At 39.2% G+C, this 24,744-nt stretch carries 5 protein-coding genes and 5 pseudogenes; all 10 read right to left on the bottom strand.

Going from position 1 to position 24,744, the window contains the following annotated elements:
* Positions 1-3,107: pseudogene (locus JCM15092_RS15120) on the bottom strand (glycoside hydrolase family 2 TIM barrel-domain containing protein).
* Positions 3,108-3,182: 75 nt separating this feature from the next.
* On the bottom strand, positions 3,183-7,424 hold the full coding sequence (locus JCM15092_RS05620) for a beta-d-glucuronidase/beta-L-arabinofuranosidase (protein WP_024993801.1): 4,242 nt from the start codon (positions 7,422-7,424) through the stop codon (positions 3,183-3,185).
* A gap of 10 nt (positions 7,425-7,434) precedes the next feature.
* The gene (locus JCM15092_RS05615) at positions 7,435-10,116 is read right to left on the bottom strand and encodes an alpha-d-galacturonidase (protein ID WP_024993800.1); all 2,682 of its coding nucleotides are present in this window, start codon (positions 10,114-10,116) and stop codon (positions 7,435-7,437) included.
* 449 nt (positions 10,117-10,565) lie between these two features.
* On the bottom strand, positions 10,566-14,477 hold the full coding sequence (locus JCM15092_RS05610) for a family 78 glycoside hydrolase catalytic domain (RefSeq protein WP_024993799.1): 3,912 nt from the start codon (positions 14,475-14,477) through the stop codon (positions 10,566-10,568).
* A gap of 2 nt (positions 14,478-14,479) precedes the next feature.
* Positions 14,480-15,939: pseudogene (locus JCM15092_RS15115) on the bottom strand (glycoside hydrolase family 140 protein).
* Between the two features lie 12 nt (positions 15,940-15,951).
* Positions 15,952-17,148, bottom strand: coding sequence for a glycoside hydrolase family 88/105 protein (locus JCM15092_RS05600; RefSeq protein WP_024993798.1), 1,197 nt, complete (start codon positions 17,146-17,148; stop codon positions 15,952-15,954).
* Between the two features lie 5 nt (positions 17,149-17,153).
* Positions 17,154-19,646 carry a glycoside hydrolase family 95 protein gene (locus JCM15092_RS05595; protein WP_024993797.1) on the bottom strand — a complete coding sequence of 831 codons (2,493 nt, stop codon included), beginning with the start codon at positions 19,644-19,646 and terminating at the stop codon, positions 17,154-17,156.
* Between the two features lie 117 nt (positions 19,647-19,763).
* Positions 19,764-20,957, bottom strand: a pseudogene (locus JCM15092_RS17495) (6-O-methylesterase); the annotation flags it as partial.
* Positions 20,958-20,978: 21 nt separating this feature from the next.
* Positions 20,979-22,302: pseudogene (locus tag JCM15092_RS17490) on the bottom strand (glycoside hydrolase family 28 protein); the annotation flags it as partial.
* Positions 22,299-24,674 (bottom strand): annotated as a pseudogene (locus tag JCM15092_RS05580) (alpha-L-rhamnosidase); the annotation flags it as partial. The pseudogenes JCM15092_RS05580 and JCM15092_RS17490, both read right to left, overlap by 4 nt.
* Positions 24,675-24,744: the final 70 nt, after the last annotated feature.

The raw sequence follows: 24,744 nt of genomic DNA, 5'->3' as shown, positions 1-24,744 counted from the left end.
TTATTTTATCTTGTTTATTCTAATATGCAAGGTATGAACCTTTTTCTTATCTATAGAGTATTTCTTAAGCACTCCGGGACCACAGCTGCTGTTGCCTAATCCCAAGACTGCAGCATCAATGCTCAATATGGTCTCATCTCTCTGCTTAAGGTCACAATCATGTGTAGTATTATATAGATCATCTACACTATAATACAGTGCTGAGAAGGAGAATGGACTATCAATAGCAGAAATTCTTATGCCCTCTCCTTTTTTATTTCTAAGTATCACATCCGATACATCCTCATGGTTTCCGCTATCTTGCGGACGTGGATAGTGCGTATACTGGTCGGCAACCTTACTACTCCAACGACCGATCATAGCAGAACTCTTCCTGTCAGGATAGCTCTCCCATGGTCCCCTTCCGTACCAAGAGAGATTATCATAACCACCATCTATAGTAAATGATATTCCAAGACGCGGCAGTTCCGGCAGATCACCGTTCAATGTGTAGCTCTGCTTAAGGTCTACAGAACCATCTTTATTGAATTTCTTCTCTGTCATTACATCAATGTTTCCGGACTTGTATCTGCAGTTTACAATCTCCACAGAGATATCTCCCGTTCTCTGCTCACTCTGTTTAACTGTCACGACAGGCTTGTCAAGAGAGCTGTTCTTCCAATCTTTTGCAAGCCAGTTACCAAACCCCTTATCATTATCTGTGGGAGCACGGAAAGCTTGGAATTTTATTTCTTTGAATAGTCTCATTACCGATTCTCCCTTGCTGTCTCTTACCTTGTTCTCTTTGGTAACAGATAGAATGTTATCACTTAAAGCAAACTGTTCATAAGCAACCTCATAGCCTCTATCAGCCCATAATGTTGACGTTTTAAGGAGAACCTTAATGATTAGTCTCACATCTTTTTCCTTATCGAATTTGAATCGAGGAAGCATTATCTCAGCCGTTTCACCAGGATTTATGAGTGGCATATAGAGTTCTCCACTTGAAGTCTGTCGACCGTTTTCCTGCACAAACCACATGAATTTGTAATTCTCTGTTCCTGTATGATGGTTATGATTTGTCACTTTAAGATGCCCATCGCTGTAATTCATATAAATAGGTGCATAGACCTTCTTTACCTCCTGATATTTAGGTGTTATCTCTCTGTCACTTCTCACAATACCATTCATGCAGAAAGCATCTAGGTTTGGGATATCTCCAAAGTCCCCGCCATAAGCAACCATGACTCTTCCATCAGGTAGTTTCTTATGGATTGCCTGGTCAACCCAATCCCAAATAAATCCACCCAACATACGCGGGTTACTATATATTTCGTTCCAATACTCTTTGAAATTGCCCAGTGCATTTCCCATAGAGTGTGCATACTCGCTTGTAAGCACAGGGCGATTGTCATTATCACGTTCTGCAATATTAAGAAGTCTCTCCCATCTGGCATTCTCAGCCTCTCCTTATCCTCATTCTCAGCTATTCCTGGATTAAGATACTCCTCCTTCACTCTTGGATAGAAGCGGCTTATAACATCAACAGTTGCAGGATCGGGATTGCCATCTACACCCTGTGCACCCTCATAATGTACCGGACGTGTAGGATCGAAATCATGCATCCAAGCTGATATGGAAGCAAAGTTAGGACCATATCCACTCTCATTTCCCATACTCCACATTACAACAGAGGCATGATTCTTATCTCTCTCAACCATACGTATCGCTCTATCCATAAAGGCAGCATTCCAGTCAGAGTTGCTTGCCAATGTACCTCGCAAACCATGCTCCTCAATATCTGCCTCATCCATAACATAGAGTCCTATGCTGTCGCACAACTCGTACCATCTTGATACATTTGGATAATGGCTTGTACGTACAGCATTTATATTAGCCTGTTTCATTAGAATGATATCCTGTACCATTCTCTGCTCACTCATCACCCTGGCTGTGTTAGGATCATGCTCATGTCTATTCACTCCCCTAAATCTTACAGGTTTGCCATTTACTAAAAGACGACCACCTTCTATCTTGATATCACGGAAGCCGATATTCTGATTTACCTGTTGTATGACATTACCCTTATCATCAATAAGCTGAAGTTCTAGCTTATACAGATTAGGTGTCTCAGCGCTCCATCTCTTAGGTGATTTAATAACTGCACTCACTCTTCCTGACTTACGCGGTCCACGTTGCGGATACCACTCATTCATCCTTGATGCCTTATGTTCTAAGTCAAGAATATCTTCAACATCTGACTGAAGAGTCTGCACAATGGTGTTATCGTTACTTTTAAGTATTGCTTTAAAAAGATATCCCTTGCCGGTCATCTCATTATGAACCTTAAATTCGGGATCTATATTAAGAGTAAAATCATTACATGATTTATCATTTGCAATAGTTCTCACGGTGAAGTTGCTCAACCTAACATCAGGAGTATGAATTATTGCTACAGAACGATGAATACCGCCAAAGCGCCAGAAGTCCTGGTCTTCCAGATAAGAACCATCACAGTATTTATATACCTCTACAGCTATTTTGTTGAGACCTTCAGTGACATATGGAGTTATATTAAATTCCGAAGGTTCCATACTTCCCTGACTATACCCTACACGTTTACCATTTATCCATACATAGAATGCACTCATCACACCCTCGAAACGTAGGAAGAACTGACCATCTATCCATTGTGCAGGAACAGTAAAAGTGCGTCTGTACTGCCCCACAGGATTACGTTCTTTGAATGTGGTATATGTCTCTTTTGGAGTTGAAGTAACACTTGGAGGATTTACCTTAAACGGGTAGCCGGCAGACACATATATAGGAGTACCGAAACCGTTATTCTCCCAATTGGCAGGTACGGGAAAATTTCTCCATGAGGAGTCATCAAAATCAGGAAGATAGAAATTCTGCTCTCGCTTACCCGGCTCTTCTACCCAGGCAAACTTCCATAATCCATTCAGTGACATAAAGGAGTCATTTGCTTTTTTTGCAAAAGGTATGAATGCGCTCCTTGCAGGTTCACGGTTTATCTGAAGCAGATTTTGGTTCTCCCAATCATTTACGACCTGTGCAGATACAGATAAGGAGAATAGTCCTGATAGTAAAAGTATATAGAGTCTCATATTATTTGTTTATAATATGAGACGTATGAGAATGGATTTTGTAACCTAAGTAGGTATATGTTTTAAATCAAAATATTATTGCACATCTAAAGCATCAAATGCTAATCCCTTCATATCCGGAGCAGAGAGAATCACACTGTAATGACCTGCATTTATGAAACTGCCTGAAGTAGTACTTATCATTCTCCACTTCTCAGGTGTCTCCGCAAAAGTAAGTTCATCACTTTTTAGCACCACCCCTTTTGAGTCCACAAGTTTCATATTAACCTTTACACCTTTTCCTGTAAGGTTCATATACTTAAACCTGAAGGCATATATCTGTGCCAGTCCGGTAGATATATTCCACTTTATACTATTCTCATTACCCTTATCGAAGAAGACGCCTCTCTCCTTTTTCACCTCTTCTACTGAATATTTACCCTTAATAAGAGCATTTTCAGCCTGATAGCTTACAGAAGCACGTGCACTCTTATTTACCGGCAAGAGTGAATCGGGAGTTGTAACCATCACATTGCTCTCCTGAGCAGCCCAACTAAACTTATCATCTTTGATTGTAACTTTAGGAGATGCCATATTATTTGTAGAGGCGATTGCTATTGCAGATATAACTGCTTGAGCTGCCTTTACTTCAGGAAACGATATCTTTATCTCACCACAATCAACATCAACGTATACAACCCTCTTATAGGCTCCATCATGTCCTCTTTCAGCCCACAGATCAAGGTCATCTATCACCTGCTTACCATTTATTGCCACATCAAATAGCCTCATACCTTCACAGTCACTTTTCTCACTTGCTCCTGTACCAAACCATGGTTCCATAAAATAGAGCTCTACCATGTATTTGCCATTCTCTACAGGGAAAGTATAGTTCAACTTATGACGTCCAAAGCGGAAACTCTGAAATAGTTTCCAATCTTTTGTTCCGTGAACAGGATCATTGGTCACCCTCTGACTTGCCTGATAAGGTGTTATCAATCCGTTACCACTATTCACAAACTCATCAGCCCAGGAAGAAGACCATGTTGAATTGTCCTTGTTCCACAACTGTCCATGGCTGTCTGTGTACTCGTCACCACCACAGTTTATGCGATAGAGATAGTTGTACCCAACTGCCCCCTTAATGTCACAAACAATGTTATCGGCTGCAACAGGCAATATAGAATAGGCTTTATATAGATTATCGAATTTTGGAGATTTCTCTAGATTGTCCAGCACCAATATATCTTCTGTTACAGGTTTCCCTTTATAGTATCCTACTGCACGCAACACGTTATATTTAATATGCGCATCTCTCCACTCAAAATGTGTTCCAATTACACCATTTTCTTGTGAACCAATAAGTTGGCCATCAGAAGCATCATTATATAGCAATACAGAATCGCAGTTACTATACGCCTCAATAGTTGCTTTACATTCACCTTTAAATCTGTCATGCCATGTATGTGAAGATAAATAAACCATAGGCTCTTTCTCTGCCGATACATAGTTTGCCTTATACATGTAGTATACATCCAATGGTTCTTCCCATGGAGTGAGCAATCCTTTATAATTAAATGGTCCCACTTTATCTATAACGCGATATGCCTCATCAGGCTGACGACGTCCCGGATTATCGTGGCTCGAGAATATCCACTGGAACTGACCGCACACACTGTCCTTAGCCTCTTCAGCTAAGCGTATTTTTGTCTCCATAAGTTTACACATTCTCTCTTCACTCCATATACCGTTCTGCTCAAACTTTCCAGGTTCTGTGTGGAGTCCCAAACTTCTCCAAGAGCCATATTCACCATTTAGAAGTTGCTCCTTTTTCGATAGTTCCTTACCATATTGCTCTATATCTCCACCATAAGTACCACTCCAATTTTGAATAACGTTCCAATCACTCCCTTCACCACCATTACAAGTAGTTATTACGCGCATATTCACTGCAGTAGGATCCATTTCGCGAATTATATCACAACACTCATTGGCAAAATCCTTTGGAAGAGTACTTTCATTCTGCAATCCCCACATAACCACACTTGGTGAGTTACGGCGTTCCTTCACCCACTGTCTAAGCAGGGATTTGAAATTCTCACGGAATTCTGGTGTGTCATACCAAATATGTGCTGAGAACTGTGGCCAGAAAAGTATTCCATCTCTGTCCCAATATTTTTGATACTCTAAATTATGAGGCTGATGAGCATCACGGAATGCATTAAATCCTGCACCTTCTATCTCCTTAACTCTCGCCTTTATCTGCTCGTTGGTGAAGGCATGGCTCTGTCCGAACTGATGCTCATATTCACATACCCCATTTATGAAAAGAGGTTTCCCATTAAGGTAAAAACGTCCGTCATTATCATTTCGTTTCACAGGCCAGCTAACTGTCCTTATACCAAAAGGAGTGACCATCTCATCTGTTGTCTTGGCATCACGCTTGATCATTGTTGCCAACTTATACAGATAAGGTTTCTCGCAGCTCCACAATATGGCATTTTCTATAGCTGACTGTTGTTTTATCAATCTTGTCTCACCTGGTTTAAGTACTAAATTCTCTGTCAGGCGGAACACCTGTTTACCGTCAGCATTGCTGAATTTATTTACAAGTTCAATATTCTGTTCTTTATTCGAGTAGTTCTTTACCTCCGTCTCCAAATAGATTGTTTTGGAGTTATCATCATTCCATATATGCACTCCGAATGGCTCTATCCTTATCTTGTCAGTAAACTCCAAAACAACAGGACGGAATATACCAAAAGGCTGTGACCCCTCACTAAATCCCCATTCAGAAGAACAACCTCCGCAAACCCATGGCGAATCAGAAATCATCTCAGGATGCTCAACCTTAACTGTAAGTCTGTTTTTACCGGTGTGTATAACATCCGAAACATTAAGAGTATAGGTTGTCCTACCAATAAGGCGACGACCAAACTCCTTTCCATTGAGAGTTATTGTAGCATAACTTCCTACTCCTTCAAAGCGAATGAAGCACTCCCTATTATCTAGTGAGTTTGGCTCCACTGAAAACTCCTTTTCATAGATAGCTGTACCATGAAGATTGCCATGAGTAAGTTGTCTATATCCATAGTAATCATCCCAGTTATGTGGAAGATCTACCATAATAGCTTTCTTAGTCAGAGTTTTATCACCGTTATTACTCTCTGTGATCCAGCTCTTCCAACCACTATTCAAATTGATCTCCTCACGCCTATTTTTGTTGTCACGCTGTGGAAAACTTAAAGCCGACTTACCCATCGGCTTGCTTGTTGCTACAGCTATTCCTCTCTGTTCAGCACTGTTTACGGCACAATAGAAGTGGTAGACAACACCATTATATTTTATAACATAGCTTTTATGTGCAAAGAGTTCATCATACTCTTTAGATGGGAAGATTAAGTCAGCACCATTCCAGTCAGTCCAATTTACTAAATCATAACTTGCTGCAAAAGTATTGAATGCCTTATATCTCCTATCAGGTGAGAATGCAGAGAAGTAGAACATTACATATATATCGCCCATCTTTTGAATATGTGCATCCCCTGTTATAGTACCATTTGCCTCATGAGCAAATACAGGATTACCGGCATAGCGCTTCCATCTCTTCATATCTTTTGATAAAGCTATACCTACTCTCTCTCCCTTTATCCCATTCTCGGGATTACGCCCACCTGCATTGTAGAACATAACAAATGGAGCACCAAGTCTCTTACTCTTATCCCAATATATAGTACTTTTGTACTCAGTCATCTGCTCCCACCATTGAGCATCTTTGTCATATATGCTAATGATAGGTTTATCAAAAGTACTCCATTCAAAAGCCTTATCAAGAGGTCTGTCACTCCATGCCAATCCAATATTAAGAGGTTCACGTACGGCCTCATAACCGGTACCTTTACCACCTATATAGGTCATCCAGTTCTTCCCTTTGTATTTATGCAGTTCATAGCTTCCGCCCCACTCCATATCCGGCAGAGCAGGAAATCCACCACGCTGGTTGCAGTCCCACCCTTCATCCTTATATGAGAGTATTCTTCCTAATGTCTTCCATTCCAGGAGATTATCACTTTGCGCAATCCATGTCTCATACCCACGTCCGTCAGTACCACCCTTACCATTATATACCACATAGGTCATCATCCATTTATCTCCTACACGAAACACCGTGGGACAATCAATCTTATGGTTGTTATCTTCGGGAGCAACAACCAATCCATACTTATATGGAGTCTTTACCTGCTCGTATATATGTTGCATCTCATTCTGATTCACCTGCTTCTGAGCAGCAGTAAGAATGGGTAAAAAACTAATTATAGCAAAAAATAATCTCTTCATAAATGCAATATTAATAGAAAAGCCAGTCGGGAGCATCAGCTCCACCCTCTAAAGCTACATCTCTTTCCTTTATTTTATCCTCTGTAAAGCCCAAAACTCCACAATAACCTTTAGGAAGTATCAGTGTATGTCTGCCTGCTTTGAACTTATATGGATATATGTCTGCCAGAGCCACACCTTTTACATGCAATGCATTTGTAAGCACAGGCTCAGCCTGTCCATAATCATTTGCCGAAGCATCGCTCTCTAATCTTGGAGCTTTTGCGAACTTACGATGGTCGTCTTTAAAGTATGCCACGAGCATAGTAACAGGTGAAGAGCACTCAAACTCTATGGTGGTGGCATCATCACGTTGCTTTTCTCCATTAAATACAAAGCCTGTCAACCCTGTAATTTCTTTGGCAATAGCATCTATCCCTCCATCTATATTTGAGAATATCTTAGCTCCTTTCTCTATTTTCACCTTAGTGAGATTATTGAGTATTTTGACATCAGCCTCTTTTAGAGGAGTAACCTCTACGCACTTACGAACTTTCTTATCTTTCAGCATCTCTATATTTTCCTTGAAGTTATAAAGTTCAGCTTTATAGTGAACAAGCATCTCCGACCATGTCTTATTATTACCATCATCACCTCCAATAGGAATACGTCTCTGGGCTGTCTGCATACTATTGGCAAACAGATATGTATCCTTTGTCAAATCTACAAGCTTGGTATAATGTTTAAGACTCTCCTCCATCAAAGGTACTGCTTTATCCAACTCATCCATATTTTTTCCCCAATGATAGTTAAGAACATGTTGGGCAGCTTTTACTTTGTAATAAAAAGCATAAGCGTACTCCCTGTAGCAATGCATATCATTTTGAAGTCTTCTCAGTTCATCGCTGTTCTTTTTAGCAGAAGAAACCACCTTATCAATTGCTGCTACAGCTTTATCTCCATGTTCGATAACCTGATTTATTATGTCTAATGGCAACTCTCCCACATGTGGTTGTTTCTTCCACTCTTTCTCTACATATTCAATCAGCTTCTCTCCTCCAGGTCCACAGCTCTCATAAAATCCATAATGTATGGTATACTTATATGGGTTTACAAACTGACTCATGAACATGCCAAGAAGTAGTGTCTGACGATTTCCCTCTGTAATACCGAAACGTCTCAGCAATTTTGGAGCTATCTCTCCACTCTCTTCGTATGCTATACGAATATTATCAGCCATTTCAGCAGGAATGCCATAAAAATCTCCAAACTGTTTGTCCCAATATTTTATCTCCTCAAGACGATTACGATCAGCTTTCCAAGCATATCTTCCCCAAGCTTTGTACCAAGCCCAATCACGGTAGACCTGTTCTTCTCGTTCTCCATTGGCAAGTTTATCGGCTGTATATGGCCAATCCCAATAGTTAGCCTGTGGGTAAATATGTAAAGCATTAGCTCCATGAACAGAGTGCATAGCCTTTACTGACTTTTGGATAAAATCAGGCGAACTCCATCTCCATGGTTCAAGGTTAGCCAATATATGAACATTACTGATATGAACACTCCCTAAAGAGCTTAAATCTTTATGTATCTTTGCCCAGGGTCCTCGAGGCTCATAAGTAGTAAGTGACTCCCCATTATATTTATGCATGGTATATAGATTCTTGTAAAGAGGAAGAGCAGCATCTATAACCATCTTACAATCTGTATCATGAGCACGGACAAGTACAGGCGGTTCATCTGTTCTTCCCAACACCTTCAGTCCATCTTTTATACCAGGTATGATTGTCTTTGTGAACCACTCTACATCCTCTTCGTATGTACCTATAGCCTCGCCAAGACATACCAATAGTCCCACATTTGGGTATTTCTCAATAAATGCGGCAACTGACTTACGAGTATAATCACTTATCAAAGGGGTGATAGGACGATTTCTATCCTGAGTTTTGATGCCATAATGGTCAGCAAAAGGTTTACTCACTATTATATTGTAAAACATCTGAATGACAAAGATACCACGTTTCTCAGCCTCAGTAGTAAGGAATGAGAACATCTCTTCATTCTTCTTGAATGTCTCTTCATCAACCTCCAAAGCAAAAGGGTAATCCTTCAACTTGACAAGTGAAGCAAACGGATGACCATTCCAAAGATATAGAGAGTTCATTCTGTTCTCTACCATCATATCCAGATACTTTATCCATCTCTCTTTATCGTAGAACCATGGGAATGATTCAGGAGTATATGGATACTCATATACGGCATGTCCGGGCAGATAAGTTGTCTTTTGAAGACCTATACATGCCCCCCTTAATACCATCTCAGGTGCATCGCTTACCGGTTTGAAATCCATTGTTCCACTCTGGTCAAGCTGATCAATAAGTTCACGACAGCCATATATTATGCCGTTTCCATCATAACCTGTAACATAGGTGTTTTTCCCTTTTGTGCTGATATCAAATCTCTCTTTATTTTTTTTTGTAGTATCGTTCAGAAGATTAAGATATATGCTTCTTTTGCCTCCACCAATCTCTTTCTCATCTGTAGTCTGATTTACTTCGTATCCTTTCTCTACAAGAGCCTGTTTCAGCTGTTCTCCGGCAAAAGCCAAACGTGTTGTCATGTCTCCAGTCATAACAACATTTACCTCAGGCTTACCACATCCTGCCAACATAACCATGCTTAATAGAAACAGACCTGTATTATATCTCCTCATATTGTAAGTTTATCTTATTGTTTAGTATTTAAGAGACGACATTTTAACCATTTTGTACTCAGAAAATAGATAAAGATCTCTATAAGAATGCCCTGTAATGAAGAGTTTTCTTCAACCAATCGAAGACTCTTTACCAACCGATCGAAGACTTTTGACCAACCGATCGAAGACTTTTGACCAACCGATCGAAGACTTTTGACCAACCGATCATGATCGGATGCACAACGAATCATGATCCGATCCACAACCGATCATGATCCGTTGATAAACTCCTCGAAGACTTTTTGGGTATAGAATTGGTAATAATGAAGAGCTATAAACCATATCTTTTTTGCACTCCAAACCTATAATTGGCTCTAGACTATAAAAATAAAATGAGATGTTTAGCAAATACTTCTAAACATCTCATTCAATATAACTAACTGTTATAACCGATTATTTCTCATCAGTTATTTATCAATATCTATCTCAGCATATTTTATCAGTTCTCTACGCCATGTATATATTACATGAAGTTTACCACTCTTTCCTTGGATGATTGATGGATATGAATATTGATTTATTGGAGAATCCTCCAAGGTTAAAATATGTTTCCAGTCAATGCCATCGTTAGATATAGCAATACTCAAAGGAGTTCTCAAGCCCTTTGGATTACCCGGCAATGTTTCGAAATTATTATATATCAGCACATGACGTCCATCTTTCATTGTTACAGCATCAGTTCCCGAGTTATTATTTGGAACATCGCTTAGAGTAACTTTGCTCCAGGTATCTCCCTTATCACTGCTCCAAGATGTTGCAAGCTTTGCATTTCTTGTGCGTGCAAGTATCTGTAGTCTTCCATCTTTATGAATCAGTATACTTGGTTGGATAGCAAAAATAGGCTGCATATCTTTTCCCTGGATTGGTTCTCCTGTCTCATTGTCGCTCTGTACTGCTCCACTCTTTCTTAGAGCTGTTGGCAGATTTAGTTCAGCCTCAAGTGGACCTACCATTTTCCAAGTTTTTCCAAAATCATCAGAGATCTCAAAATGCAATCTCCATCCCATGTTATCTTCAGTACTCGAAGGCGAAATTATTCTTCCATCAAGATATATAGGTTTATTCTTTATCGGACCTAAGAATCCTTTTGGCAGAGGTTCACGCTGGCTCCAACTTTTACCCCCATCTTTAGAGCGTACTAGCCATCCGGTCCAGTCACCAACGCTACTTCCGATCTTATAGAAAAGCAATAAATCACCTCCAGGAACTTGGAAAAGAACAGGATTCCAACAAGCTTTACGGCGTGCCTTATTGATATCTCCTTTGAAATTCTTAGATGCAGGTCCTACATTTGCCATAGTAGTCTTCTCATTTATACCTGAAAGACCTGCAATACCAATCAAAGGATCATCAAGTGAAAAGACACCGTCTGCAGCTATAACAGGTTCACTCCATTCTGAAGAGCCATTAGGTTTACGGCAAACCCATATGCAACAATCAGGATTCTTCTCTTTTGTACCTCCAAAGAATGATGCAACGAGGTCACCATTCTTAAGCTCAACAATTGTTGATGCATGACATTCAGGGAAAGATGATTTAGTATACAAGAACTCTTGTTTAACTATTTTCTCTGACTTTGCAGGTATAGCAACAGTAAACTGATATGTACCCGAACCAATCTTTTCTATCTTTCCATCAGGCATATAAAGTGTTGCTGTAGTATTAGCAGGGATGGTTACCTCCCAATTTAGCTTCTGCAAAGTCTTCTTCCATTTGCTTGTCACCTTTCCATAAGGAGTGATATACGATACATTAGCATTATAGATATTCTGTATATTGAAATCAGGTTTCATGATGATATGTTTGAATGCCACCTCCTTACGGTCGGGAGCTATACCTCCTATATTCTCATAACACCATTTCAACAGATCGCCAAGAAGCATCACATGATTTCCACTATTCATCTCCGGGTTGGCTGTATTACCATTCCACAACTCCCAAATAGTAGTTGCTCCATTCTTTGCCATATATCCATAGGATGGATAAGTATCATTAGTTGCAAACATCCATGCAATATCCGAGAGTCCATATTTTGACAATGTCTTCATCAGCCACTGCATTCCTATAACACCACAGCTAACATGTCCGATATAGTTTGTTACAGGAGTTTTATCCATCATTATTTTGTGAGCAATATTCTTTACCACATCTTCTCTATATTCATCAGGCACAATACCAAAAGCCAAAGGAAGTATATTAGCTGTAACAGTATTATTGCCATAGTAGATACTGTCAGGATATAATATATGTCCAGGCATGAGTGAAGTGCCTCTCTTTACTGTAAGGAATTTACTGTTGAATGCATCCTTCACTTTATGTTCCAACTCTTCGATTTTCTTCATATCTTCACTATATCCCAACACTCCTGCAAAACGGTGCATTGTCTGCAACATCTTCAGATAGTATGCTGTTGCTATTAGTGTACCATCAGTTATACGATCAGGATCTTTGCTATGTATCAAGTCAAGGGTTTCGGGTGGCACACACCAGTCACCATACTTATCTTTTGTTACAATATAGTCGGATGTCATATAGTTCTCACGCATATATTCCAACCACTTCATTATATTAGGATAGAACTTTCTGATAGGTTCAATATTTCCGAAATGAGTATATAGCATATCACAAGCCATAGGCAGAGCAGCAGGCCAAGTCATATTATCGGAATAGTAGTTCCAATAAGCTGGAGCCACATCGGGAATGGAACCATCCTCACGCTGTGCCTCACATATATCATTAGCCCATTTTGCATATAGGTTACTGTTATCAAACAAGAAACTCTCTCCCCAACTGCCCATCACTCTATCACCAAGCCAAGGCTGACGTTCATTACGCTGAGGGCAATCTACAGGCATACCTTTATAGTTATCAAGGATACCCCACCATGCATTTTTATAGACACCATTAAGCATATCATTAGAACATTCAAATGTTCCTAAGTTCTCCATCTCATCACTTACCACCTCACCTACGAAATCATTGATATCAGGATTTTTAGAACCGGTAATCTCAACAAATCTGAATCCATGGTAAACAAATCGAGGTGTCCATGTTAGACCACTGTCTTTACCATTACTGATATATTTATCTGTAACAAGAGCATCTCGCAAATTAAGAATATATAGTTCCCCATTTGGCTGAAGAGTCTCGGCAAAACGAAGTTTTATGGAATCTCCGACTGCGGCATTGCGGATAGTCATCTTTATCCATCCTGCCATGTTCTGCCCCATATCAAGAATATATTTATTGCCAATCTTCTTTATTGTCTTAGGCTTTAGAGTCATGACAACCTTCATATTTGGTGTCATACTTCCTCTTAATGTACCTGAAGGAATACTAACTCTCTCTGCCTGGCTCCATGAAGAGTCGTTGTAACCGGATGTTGTCCATCCCGGCATCTCTTTGCGTGCATCATAAATTTCACCATCATACTCATTATTGCTCCTTATAGGACTCTGAGTTGAAAGTTTCCATGATGTATCGGTTATTATAGTTTCTCTCTCTCCATTCTGATATTCAACTATCAAATTCAACCTAAGCTTAGGATATCCGAAATTGGTAATCTTATATGGCTTGTAATTCTGACGCATTGTATAGAATCGTCCATTGCCAAGTGTTACACCAATTGCATTATTGTCGACGAGCATTGAGGTAACATCAAAACTGTTATATACAATAGTTTTGCGATAGTCTGTAGGAACAGGAGCCAACACTTGCTCACCAACTCTCTTACCGTTTATAAACAGTTCATACATACCCATACCTGCAATATGCACTGTAGCACGTTTTATTCCACCTTTCAGTTTGAATTCTTTTCTTAGATATCGTGATGACAGACGGCTCCATGTTGTCTCGCTGTCACCGGCTGCTGCCCTATCAAGACCAATCCATTGTCCACGCCAATTTACCTCATTAAGAAGTCCAATACTGAAATAAGCACTCTCACTCCACTTTGTCTCACCTTTATTGGTGAAACTCTTCACTTTCCACCAACCATATTGGTTGCTTTTTAACTTCTTTCCGTCATATTTTATTCGGATAGAAGAGGAAGATGGAACCTTACCTGAATCCCATAAATCACCGTTATCCTTATCAAGAAGCTCTTTACTGGAAGCGACTATTATCTGATATTCAGTTTGCAACACATCTCTTTTCTCCGACTCTATTCTCCAGCTAAAATGAGGTTGTGCCGTATCCAATCCTATCGGATTACTCATGTTCTCGGTACGAACAGTAGTGACAGAAACAGCATCGCCCCATGCTGTCTGAGGTAACAGACAGCATAGAGCGATGATTATTTTATAATATATATTTTTCATGTTTATTGATTTCCTGACTGATTTTGTTCAATAAAAGGTAGTTCCATCCACTCTTTCGCAACATAGTTTTTCTCAGAATCTACAGCAATAAGAATCTGGTCATTACCACTCATGTATCCGCTATCGTACTGGAATGTATTGATTTTATTATCAAACTCTCCGAGATATGACAGCTTACCATTTTTAGGACTGTACCACCATACATTTTTCTTCTTTCCACTAATTTTTGTAAGATCTACCTGCATAGGTCTTCCTGAATAATTATAAACCAACAGATAATCTTTTCCACGTGTTGCTATAGCACGATCATATTTCTCACCATTAACTCCGGCAATCACAGATTGGTCGGGTATTCTTTCAAAAAATGGGAAAGTTAACATCAGATTCTTAAGATACTTCATCTGGTTAAAGCCTGGATCGTTAAGTGCATCCCACCAAGATTTCTCAGCTCCATATGCCGCCATTGTTCCAGGACGCATAAACTGCATAATAGAGTTATTGCCATAAGTATGTCCAAAAGAGCCTGCAAAAACAGACCAATATGCATAACGTCTGACATCATAATCTTTCCAACGTATCTCTTTTGGATTATGGAGTCCCTGAGGAATCTCTTCATAGATAGGCTCTCCATCTATTACCGGTTTAAGTGGAGACTTTTCCTGACTTGCCTCAACAAATCTCCAGTTATCCTCCTCTGTATTCTCCTTGATAGGATAATCACCGTCACCATTACGTTGTCCATAACGACGGTGTCCACTTTGGAACATATTAAAATCTAACCATGTTGCATCATTAAACCATGTTGCAGATGTTGTACGTCCGCGAGGATGGAATGTCATTAAATGATTCTTATCATATTTCTTTATTGTTGTGGCAAGCTTTTCCCATATCTCGGTTTTCTTATCACCCTTTATATCTCCTCCAATTATCCAGATTATATTTGGTGCATCCTTATATCTGTTTGCTAAGAATTTACCATAAGCCTCAGCATCCTTTAAGGTCAAAGCACCTGAGTTTACTACACCTCCCCAGACACAGACCATTCCGATATATATACCATTTCTTTCTGCTGTTTTTATTATATAATCCATATGGTCCCAATAACCATACACACCTTTACGGTCAATATTCTCAAAGTTGAATCCGTCAACTAAAGAGTATTGTCCATATTTATTTATAGCAGGTGCTCCGTTGACTGTCTGTACTTGTACACATTGTACCCGGCCATAGCACATTTCTCAAGGTAATACGATGCTTCATCTCTATCCGTTCTTTCCGGCAAAAGCCATCCTGTTTCACCCATCCAGAAGAATGGAGTTCCATTTTCATGTTTTAGATAACGTCCCTCTTCTGAGACGGCTAGTTTACCATTTTTCCAAGGAATATAACTTTTTTGGGCACTGACAAAAGTCACACCTGATATGCATAGCGCATAAAATAGAGTAATAAACTTTTTCTTCATGTTCTATATCTTTTATTTCATTTTTTCAATCTCTATTGCAGCAAGTATAAACGAGCCCACTGATTTAGGGTCATTATCTATTACAGGCTCCCCTACATAATATGCAAAACTTCCATCTCTGTTTCCACTTCCGCCAAGACCTGCAACTGCACAACAATTTGTAATTGTAAAGCTACCATCATCCTCTTTTTTTATAAAATTCTTTATAATACCATCGTAAGCTTTAAGTGTTGCTTTTTTATAATCAGATGATAGATAGCCGTTGTTTATTGATTTAGCAAGAAAATATACAAATAGAGATGAAGCTGATGACTCAAGATAATTTCCTTTTCTATCAGCTTGGTCAGTAACCTGCCACCATACACCCGATTTATTATCTTGGAACTTCAACATGCCATCTGCTAATGTCTTTACCAAGGTGAGTAGAGAGTCGCGTCCCTCTGTCTGCTGTGGTATGTAATCCAAAACATCAACTATACCTGCAGCATACCAGCCTATACTACGGCTCCAGAAATTGCGAGAGCAACCTGTTGTCTTATCTGCCCAATCCTGCTTTTTGCTCTCATCCCAACCATGATAGAAAAGTCCCGTTTTCTTATCGTAAGTATGTGTTGCTATCAGCTTAATCTGCTTTACAGCCTCATCGCATAAGCTCTGGTTTTTAAACTCATTACCATATTGTGCCAAGAATGGAGATGCCATATAAATGCCATCTAGCCACATCTGATGTTCATACTTCTTTTTATGCCAAAAACCACCTTCGCTTGTTCGAGGTTGTTCACCCATCTGTTTTACAAGTGTATCGAGAGCTATTTTATACTTATTATCTCCACTAATCTTATAAAAATCGAATAGAGTTTTCCCGGCATTTACATTATCAATATTGAAAGAGAGGTACTCCATTGTCTTAATCTTTCCATCTTTATCAATAAGTGAGTCAGCATATATCTTTGCATAATTATAATAAAGGCTATCACCTGAGAATTTAGTAAGCTCCATCATAGATTTAACCACAAGTCCATGTGTATATCCCCACCTTGGCTTCTTTGCATTTTCAATCATCCACGGCTCTGGGAATCTTTTTATTTCAGACTTTGCCATCAGCACACTCCATTTTTCCTTCTCTACATTCCTCTTTACACTACTACATCCAAACAGATTGATGGATACAAAAGATACTATGAAAAGTCTTAAAATACTCTTTCTCATCGCTATTATTTTCTTTTTATTATATATTCTTTACCTGCTTCAGTCTGAAAATTATATAGATAACTCTTTGGCAAGTTAACACTATTTACTTGTACCTCTTCACTTATTACAGGTTTTAGTTGTACCGGTAAGGCGAAAAAGCTATTCTTATTTTCTAAATTTGCTCTTCTCAAACTAACAGAGTGTATCTTGTTGTTTCCTGTTAAAGAAGAATCTGATTCTATCACACTGCCAATAGGATTATATGTGCGTATACAACAATTTCCTCCCAATGATGATTTTATAACTGCCTTTTCTACTGCTCCATTCTTCCACTCTAAATCAATTTCAAAACCACCTCTTGCCTTAATACCTTTCACCTTTCCATCTTTCCATCCATCCGGTATAGCAGGAATAAGAAAGATGAAACCATCATGACTTTGTACTATCATCTCAGCTATACCTGCAGTACATCCAAAATTACCATCTATCTGAAATGGTGGGTGGGCATCAAAAAGATTAGGATATGTACCACCTTTCTTCTTCTCATTTCTGACAAGAGTAAGTTGATCGGTTATAAGTTTATATGCATGATTGCCATCAAGTAGACGAGCCCACAGACATACTTTCCACCCCATGCTCCATCCTGTTGACGGATCGCCTCGATGAATCAAAGAAGTCTTTGCTGACTCAAAAAGTTCGGGTGTCCTATATGGAGATATTTGGTTTCCCGGATATAACCCATAGAGATGAGATACATGACGATGTACATCTTTCGGATCATCCCAATCTTTAAGCCACTCCTGCAACTGTCCCCATTTGCCAATATGCATAGGAGCAAGTTCTTTGAGACGGTTTGATAGATGTTGTGCAAACTCCTTATCCCTGTTCAATATAGATGAAGCAGAAATAACCTGATTCCACAAATCAAATACTAACTGATTGTCGAGTGTGCAACCTGCAGCTATAGTTGCCTGATAATTACTCCCTGAATGTACATTCTCAGGGGAGTTACTTGGACATACAACCAGATAACCGCTCTCAGGGTCCTTAACCATAACATTATCAAAGAATAAGGCAGCACCTTTTAGTATATCATAGTTTTGGTTTAGGAAATTCACATCTCCTGTAAATAGGTACTTTTCCCATATATGACGACAAAGCCATGCACCTCCCATCGGCCACATTCCCGAAGGAGCTTTATCTACCGCACCGGTGATACGCCATATATCTGTATTGTGATGAAGTACCCAGCCATCGACACCATACATAATCTTTGCACTCTCCTTTCCACTTTCGCTAACATCTTTTATAAGTCGCATAAGTGGTTGAGATAGCTCACTGAGATTAGTGACCTCGGAAGGCCAATAGTTCATCTCAAGATTTATGTTGCATGTATATTTGCTGTCCCATGATGGAAAGAGTTTGTCATTCCATATTCCCTGAAGATTTGCAGGCTGTCCTCCAGGTTGTGAAGAGGATATCAGCAGATAACGACCAAAATTGAAGTAAGTGGCAACAAGATAGTTGTCATTACTCTTTGAGAAGTTCTCAACCCTTTTGTCAGTTGGAATATCAGGATACATATCTTCACCAAGATAGAGCTTTACCCTATCCATATATCTCTTAAATAGTTCTGTATGCTCCTTCTTGGCAAGTTTATACTCTTTCTTGACAGCATTGTCCATGTTATTCAGTGAACGTTGCTTTGCATCACCCGATATATCCTTATAATTATTGAAATTAGTAGCTATAGAGATGTAGATGACCGCTTCATCAGCCTTCTCAATGGAGATGATACCATCATTTATTTTTTTTGTGCCACCCTTTGTAATTGAACGTATTCTTCCTTGGAATTCAACCTTACCTTTTAGTCCCTCATGAGATGATGAGATTCCATCAAGTGTGACATCATTACCATCTATGAGTATAGAAGCATCCTGATGTGGTGTAGAGAGGTAAGCATTGCAGGTTATTGAACCAGGTCTGTCGGCAGTAAGTCTTACCATGACAACCTGATCAGAAAGTGAGGTTATTGTTTCACGTCTATAATTAACGCCATTTGATTTATATCTAACTATTACACGAGCAGAATCAAGACTTAGTTCACGGTAATAATTCGTGTAATCATTATGCCCCGGAAAGGATATATAGAGATCTCCAAATGTCTGATAAGGCATACCGCTGTTTGTCTTCGACATAATCTTTTCAGTGGCAAGAGTCTGCGCTTCAATATATTTGCCTTTAAATATCAAATCACGTACTTTGGGTACATATTCCAAAGCATCAGGATTAGCATTATTGTTTGGACGTCCGGCCCAGATACTCTCTTCATTAAGTTGTATATGCTCTACAGCCGGTACTCCAAAGACCATAGCTCCAAGGCGTCCATTACCCAAAGGAAGTGCCTCTGTCCATACATGAGCCGGTTTATCATACCACAGCTTATATTCCTGCGCCTTTGTTTGGGAAGCAGATAAGAAACCGGAAAGACATAATATTAATAGTGTTAATCTCATAGTTTTATACTTAATATAATCAGTAGACGGATAACTTTATGATATGTACCCTTATATAGTTATTAGAAGTTGTAACGATCTTTATAATATAATAGACTACCTTCTCTTCAAAAGCTCCTCACTCTCAATAGTAACAAGCTTTTCATTTACCATCTTGATGTCAAGATTAAAAACCCTTGAGAAGAAATCATATACAGCATTGCGTTTGTTTATGCCAAAATCGTGTCCCTCTTTTGGTAAATGCACATTCTCAACTCTACTTCTCTGATTATAAAATCCATATACATTTTGAAGATAAGGATATTCCAATCCAGGTACATCTTTAGTCCAATCTCCACCATCGGATACAATCAGCATAGGGCGAGGTGCAAATGTAGCTGCCAATTCAGCATTACATGTTCCTCCTCCAGCCTGTTGTATTGGCATACCACTTTCGCAAGGACAACCTCCGTCGAAATAGGAAGAGAGGCTTACTACAGGAGCAGAAGCAGCATAGCGGTTATCAATAGTTGTGAGTAGTACACTCTGTGTTCCACCTCCAGAGCCACCATTCACACCAATACGTTTAACATCGATATCTTTACGTGAACTCAACATGTAATCAAGAATCTTCACTCCGTTCACTACTTGCATAACATGTGACATTGGGGTAGCATGTTTATCTGTTGATTCACCCCAACCTACCAAGTCATAATCTACACAAATAGCTCCCATTCTGGCTAATGTACCCATACGTTGCTGTTGGTCTTCACGATAACGTCCTTTATTGAAATGTCCATTAGGGCATATTATCAGAGGATGCTTTCCACCTTTAAGAGGAGAATATATTGATCCACAGACATATTTGCCTTTGAGGGTTTCAAGAGCAAAATTCTGAACTTTATAGCCATTATATTTTCTCTCTTTGGATAACTTAATTGTCGGATTTGGCACACACTCTGAGAGTATATTATCAATTCCTAATTTCTCTCTTACCTCTTTTCTCAGTACAGCAGCTCTCTTTTCGAAAGTCTTATCATCATTATAGAGTGAAGAGAGATAGCCGAGTAATTTCTCGCCATCAGCCGTTGTGCGACGAGCATATTCATATGCTTTAATTTTGTAAAGTTTATCATTCTGCTTTACGAACTTGAAGTCAAATGGAGCTAAAACATTTGTCAGCGACTCCTCTAAAGAGTATGGTCTTATTCTGAAATCAGCATATGGAAGTACTAGTCCGGTGGTATCGACATCATACTTAAGTCTGACACCAAAACGTTTGCTTATATCATCAAGTACTGTTCCAAGAGATTTACTACTCTGAAATGACATAGCTTTATCTGTTGCACTAATTTGGAACTTCTCTCCATTTACAACGACATTATCTAAAACTATATCTTTGCAATCCTTTATGATGCTCTTCCCTTTAGCTCCCTCCATCTGTATGTTCTTAAGAACAATACCGGTTATTGGAGCCTCCTCAAGACCTACTATCTTGAGAGGCGTCTGCACATTACGTACTATAACATCGGATACAGAAATATTCCTATATTCAGGAGTTCGTTCACTTTTAGGTTCTTGAGGCATATCGCTATATTTCAGATTGAATACAAATGCCTCTTTTATATTGCTCATCACTATATTACTCACCCTAACATCTTCAACATAACCTCCCCTTCCACGTAGATTTTATTCTGATACCTCTGTCAGTCCCGTCAAAGACGCAATTGCTTATTGTAACCTTTCTTACTCCACCGCTCATCTCACTACCTATTACAACACCTCCATGTCCGGAGAGCATGGTACAGTTGGTTATTGTTATATTTTCGCATGGTACTCCAATGGTTCTTCCCTGAAGATCACGTCCGGACTTTATTGTTACACAATCATCTCCAACAGATATATGGCAATCACTGATATGTACATTTTTGCATGATTCAGGATTTATACCATCTGTATTAGGAGATGGAGGATTATCTATAGTGATACCTGTTATAGTAACATTATCACAAAATTCAGGGTTAACAGTCCAAAATGGTGAGTTGATGATTTTCACTCCTTCAATCTTAATCCTCTTACACCTTATAGGATGAATAAATGGGGGACGGAAAAACCTCCTTTCCAAAGTTGAGTGCCAATCACTATTTGTATTATCATAAAGAGATTTCATATCATTTGAGTTCTCGAACATCTTCTGATATCTGTTTACCTCTCTCTTACCATTCTTTTGAAGATCAGTCAATACTTTGAAAAACTCGCTCCACCACAGTTTTCCACTTCCATCTAATGTTCCCTCTCCCTTTATTGTTATATTCTCAGAGTCGTATGCATATATAAGAGGTCTGAAACTCTTCATCATTACACCCTCATGACGTACCTCTGTAAAAGGAAGATATTCATCAAAGTTGTCACTGAATTTCAGAACCGCACCAGCTTCAGTATCTATAGTTATGTTACTCTTCATCTCGATAGGTCCGGTAAGATAGATTCCTGCAGGGAAAAAGAGGGTACCTCCTCCTTTAGATGCCAACTTATCTATTACCGATTTTATGATTTCACTATTCGACACTTTTCCACTGTTATCCGCTCCTGCCAACCTCATATCTACTCTTTCAGCGAATGCCTGAGCAAAAAATGAAGATAGCATCAACACCAAGATATATTTTTTCATAATCATATGATATTTACATTAAACTTGTGTACCCCACCCTTAACTTTTATGGTTTCAACCTTTTCGGGAAGTTTGATTTCAGCATCACTGTTTTCGGGTATGACAACCTTCATACTGAATTTGTTACCCTTTCTATTCCACTCTACAGAGACCTTTCCATTGTTTGTTAATGTTGAGGCTTTTACATATTTTAGGTCACCTACCGGATTTGGTGATATGGTGATCTTTCCACTAAAATCAATGTTTATTCCGGCAAGAGAATTAAAGAACCATTCATCTATCTGTCCCATCATAAAATGATTCCATGAAGCCCCTTTTCTAGGATCCCACTGTTCAGTAAGAGTTGTGGCACCGAATTTCAGCTGAAATCCATAACCTGGAGAATCATAATGATTGTGCATCTCATACATTAGTTCATTAAGTCCATTGCGTGCCAGTGTCTGGAACAGATATCTGTTGCCTACATCACCAGTTGTCAGCCTTACACCATGTGCCTTTATATCATTAACCAAATTACTTAGTATATAACTTCTCTCTCCTTCTGGTTCCATATTAAGAAATAGAGGTAATGCATTACTGCACTGACTGCCGGTACCATACTGATGAGTCTCCTTATTATAAAATTTCTCGTTGAATGCTATCTTTACATTTTCTGCCAACTGGCGGTATTTCTCAGCATCACCTTCTGCTCCTACTATTTGAGCTGCCTGACAAATATAGTCGAGCATCATATAGTAGTGTGCTGTTGCAACAAGAGGTACCGGTGTGTTTCGTGAGAAACCAGCCCTATAATCTCCAAAATCGTACCAATCACCAAGTCCAAAAGAGAGAATACCATTTTCAGCCCTTGTTGAGAGATACTCCATATAGGCAGACATGTTATGGTAATATTTTCTTATTAGCGAGTCGTCCTGATAGAAGTCACGATACATAAATGGGAATACGACTAACGAAGCGCCCCACTCTGGCGATTCAGCGAAATCCTCAAGCCATTTTCCTTTGAAAACAACATATTCCGGAGCAGTAGTAGGCATTGAACCATTCTCACGTTGTGCATCTGCCATGTTCTGCATAATCTGCTTTCCGTAATTTCTCAAATCATAATTATATAGAAGACCAGGTCCGTTAAGATGAACCTCCTCCAGCCAACCAAGTTTTTCACGATGAGGACAATCTGTAAAGACACTTTGCATATTGCTGCGAGCTGCCTTCTCAATAATACGATGAGCTGAATTGAATATCTCATTGGAACATTCAAATGTAGATACCTTCTTTGCAGAGTTGTATATAAAACATGAACGAACAGATTTTATGACAGGCAAACTTCCTGATGCAATCTCACTCTTAGTAGAGTATTCACTCAGATAAGCGCCCTCTATCTGAATATATCTGAATCCATAATATGAGAAACGCGGATGCCATATCTCCTCTCCATCTCCTTTAAGAGTATATGTATAGAAGTGTTGTCTTCCTGTCTCGCGTTGGTTTACTGCACCCTCTTCTGTCAAAGATTCTCCAGGAATAAGAGTAACGGTTTGTCCCCTTCTGCCTTTTACCTTTATCTCGGGAAAACCTGAAAGATTCTGAGCCATATCGAGAACATATGCTACCGAACCAATTTCTCTTTTTGTCTTTTTTGATGCAGATGCAATCTCTTCTTGAGATAATCTTTTAGATTTGACAGGTGAGTAATATTCCATAATCTTTACCGGCTCAGCAATCTGTTGCCTCATTACTCCTTTCGGACCCTCTTGTATGACAACCTCTTTCCACCCTGCGGCATTGAAATTCTCTATGTCCCAGCCATCCTGTTCCAATCTTGCATCATAATCCTCACCTCCATAAATACAGTTGAAAAGCACCGGACTAACATCATATCGCCAACTGCCATCAGATACCACTTTATCGGTTGTACCATCCTTATATTCCAACATAAGTACAAATCGTAATGTAGGAGGTCCAAAACTAATCTGCAACTTTCTATACCTTCCACCATTAACATTATAGAATCCGTTTCCTAACATTACACCTACTGCATTACCTCTCTTGGCTAACAACTTAGTAACGTCGAAAACATTATAGAATACTGATTTGTCATAATCACTCCATAATGGTGCAAATTCCATATCTCCAACCTTCTTGCCATTAAGAGTGAATTCATATAATCCCAGCCCACATATATAAGCTGTTGCCTTCTTAAGATTACTTTTTACATTGAACTTTTTACGTAAATATATGCTCCTTTTGGATATCTCAGGAACAGCATTCCATGCATCTTTTACCTCCTGTTTTTTCAGTTCTGCATCAAAGTAATTTCTTCCTTCAGGCAATTTTGCCTCTTTACGAGTAATGGCTCCAATCCAATAGGAGCCATTAAAAGTAGAGCTATTATCGTCCATTGCTGGAAGATAATTAGCACTTATCAAAAGAATAAATAATATGTAAAAT

The sequence above is a fragment of the Phocaeicola paurosaccharolyticus JCM 15092 genome (assembly GCF_000613805.1).
Lineage (GTDB): Bacteria > Bacteroidota > Bacteroidia > Bacteroidales > Bacteroidaceae > Phocaeicola > Phocaeicola paurosaccharolyticus.
This window is presented reverse-complemented; position numbering and strand designations above follow the sequence as displayed.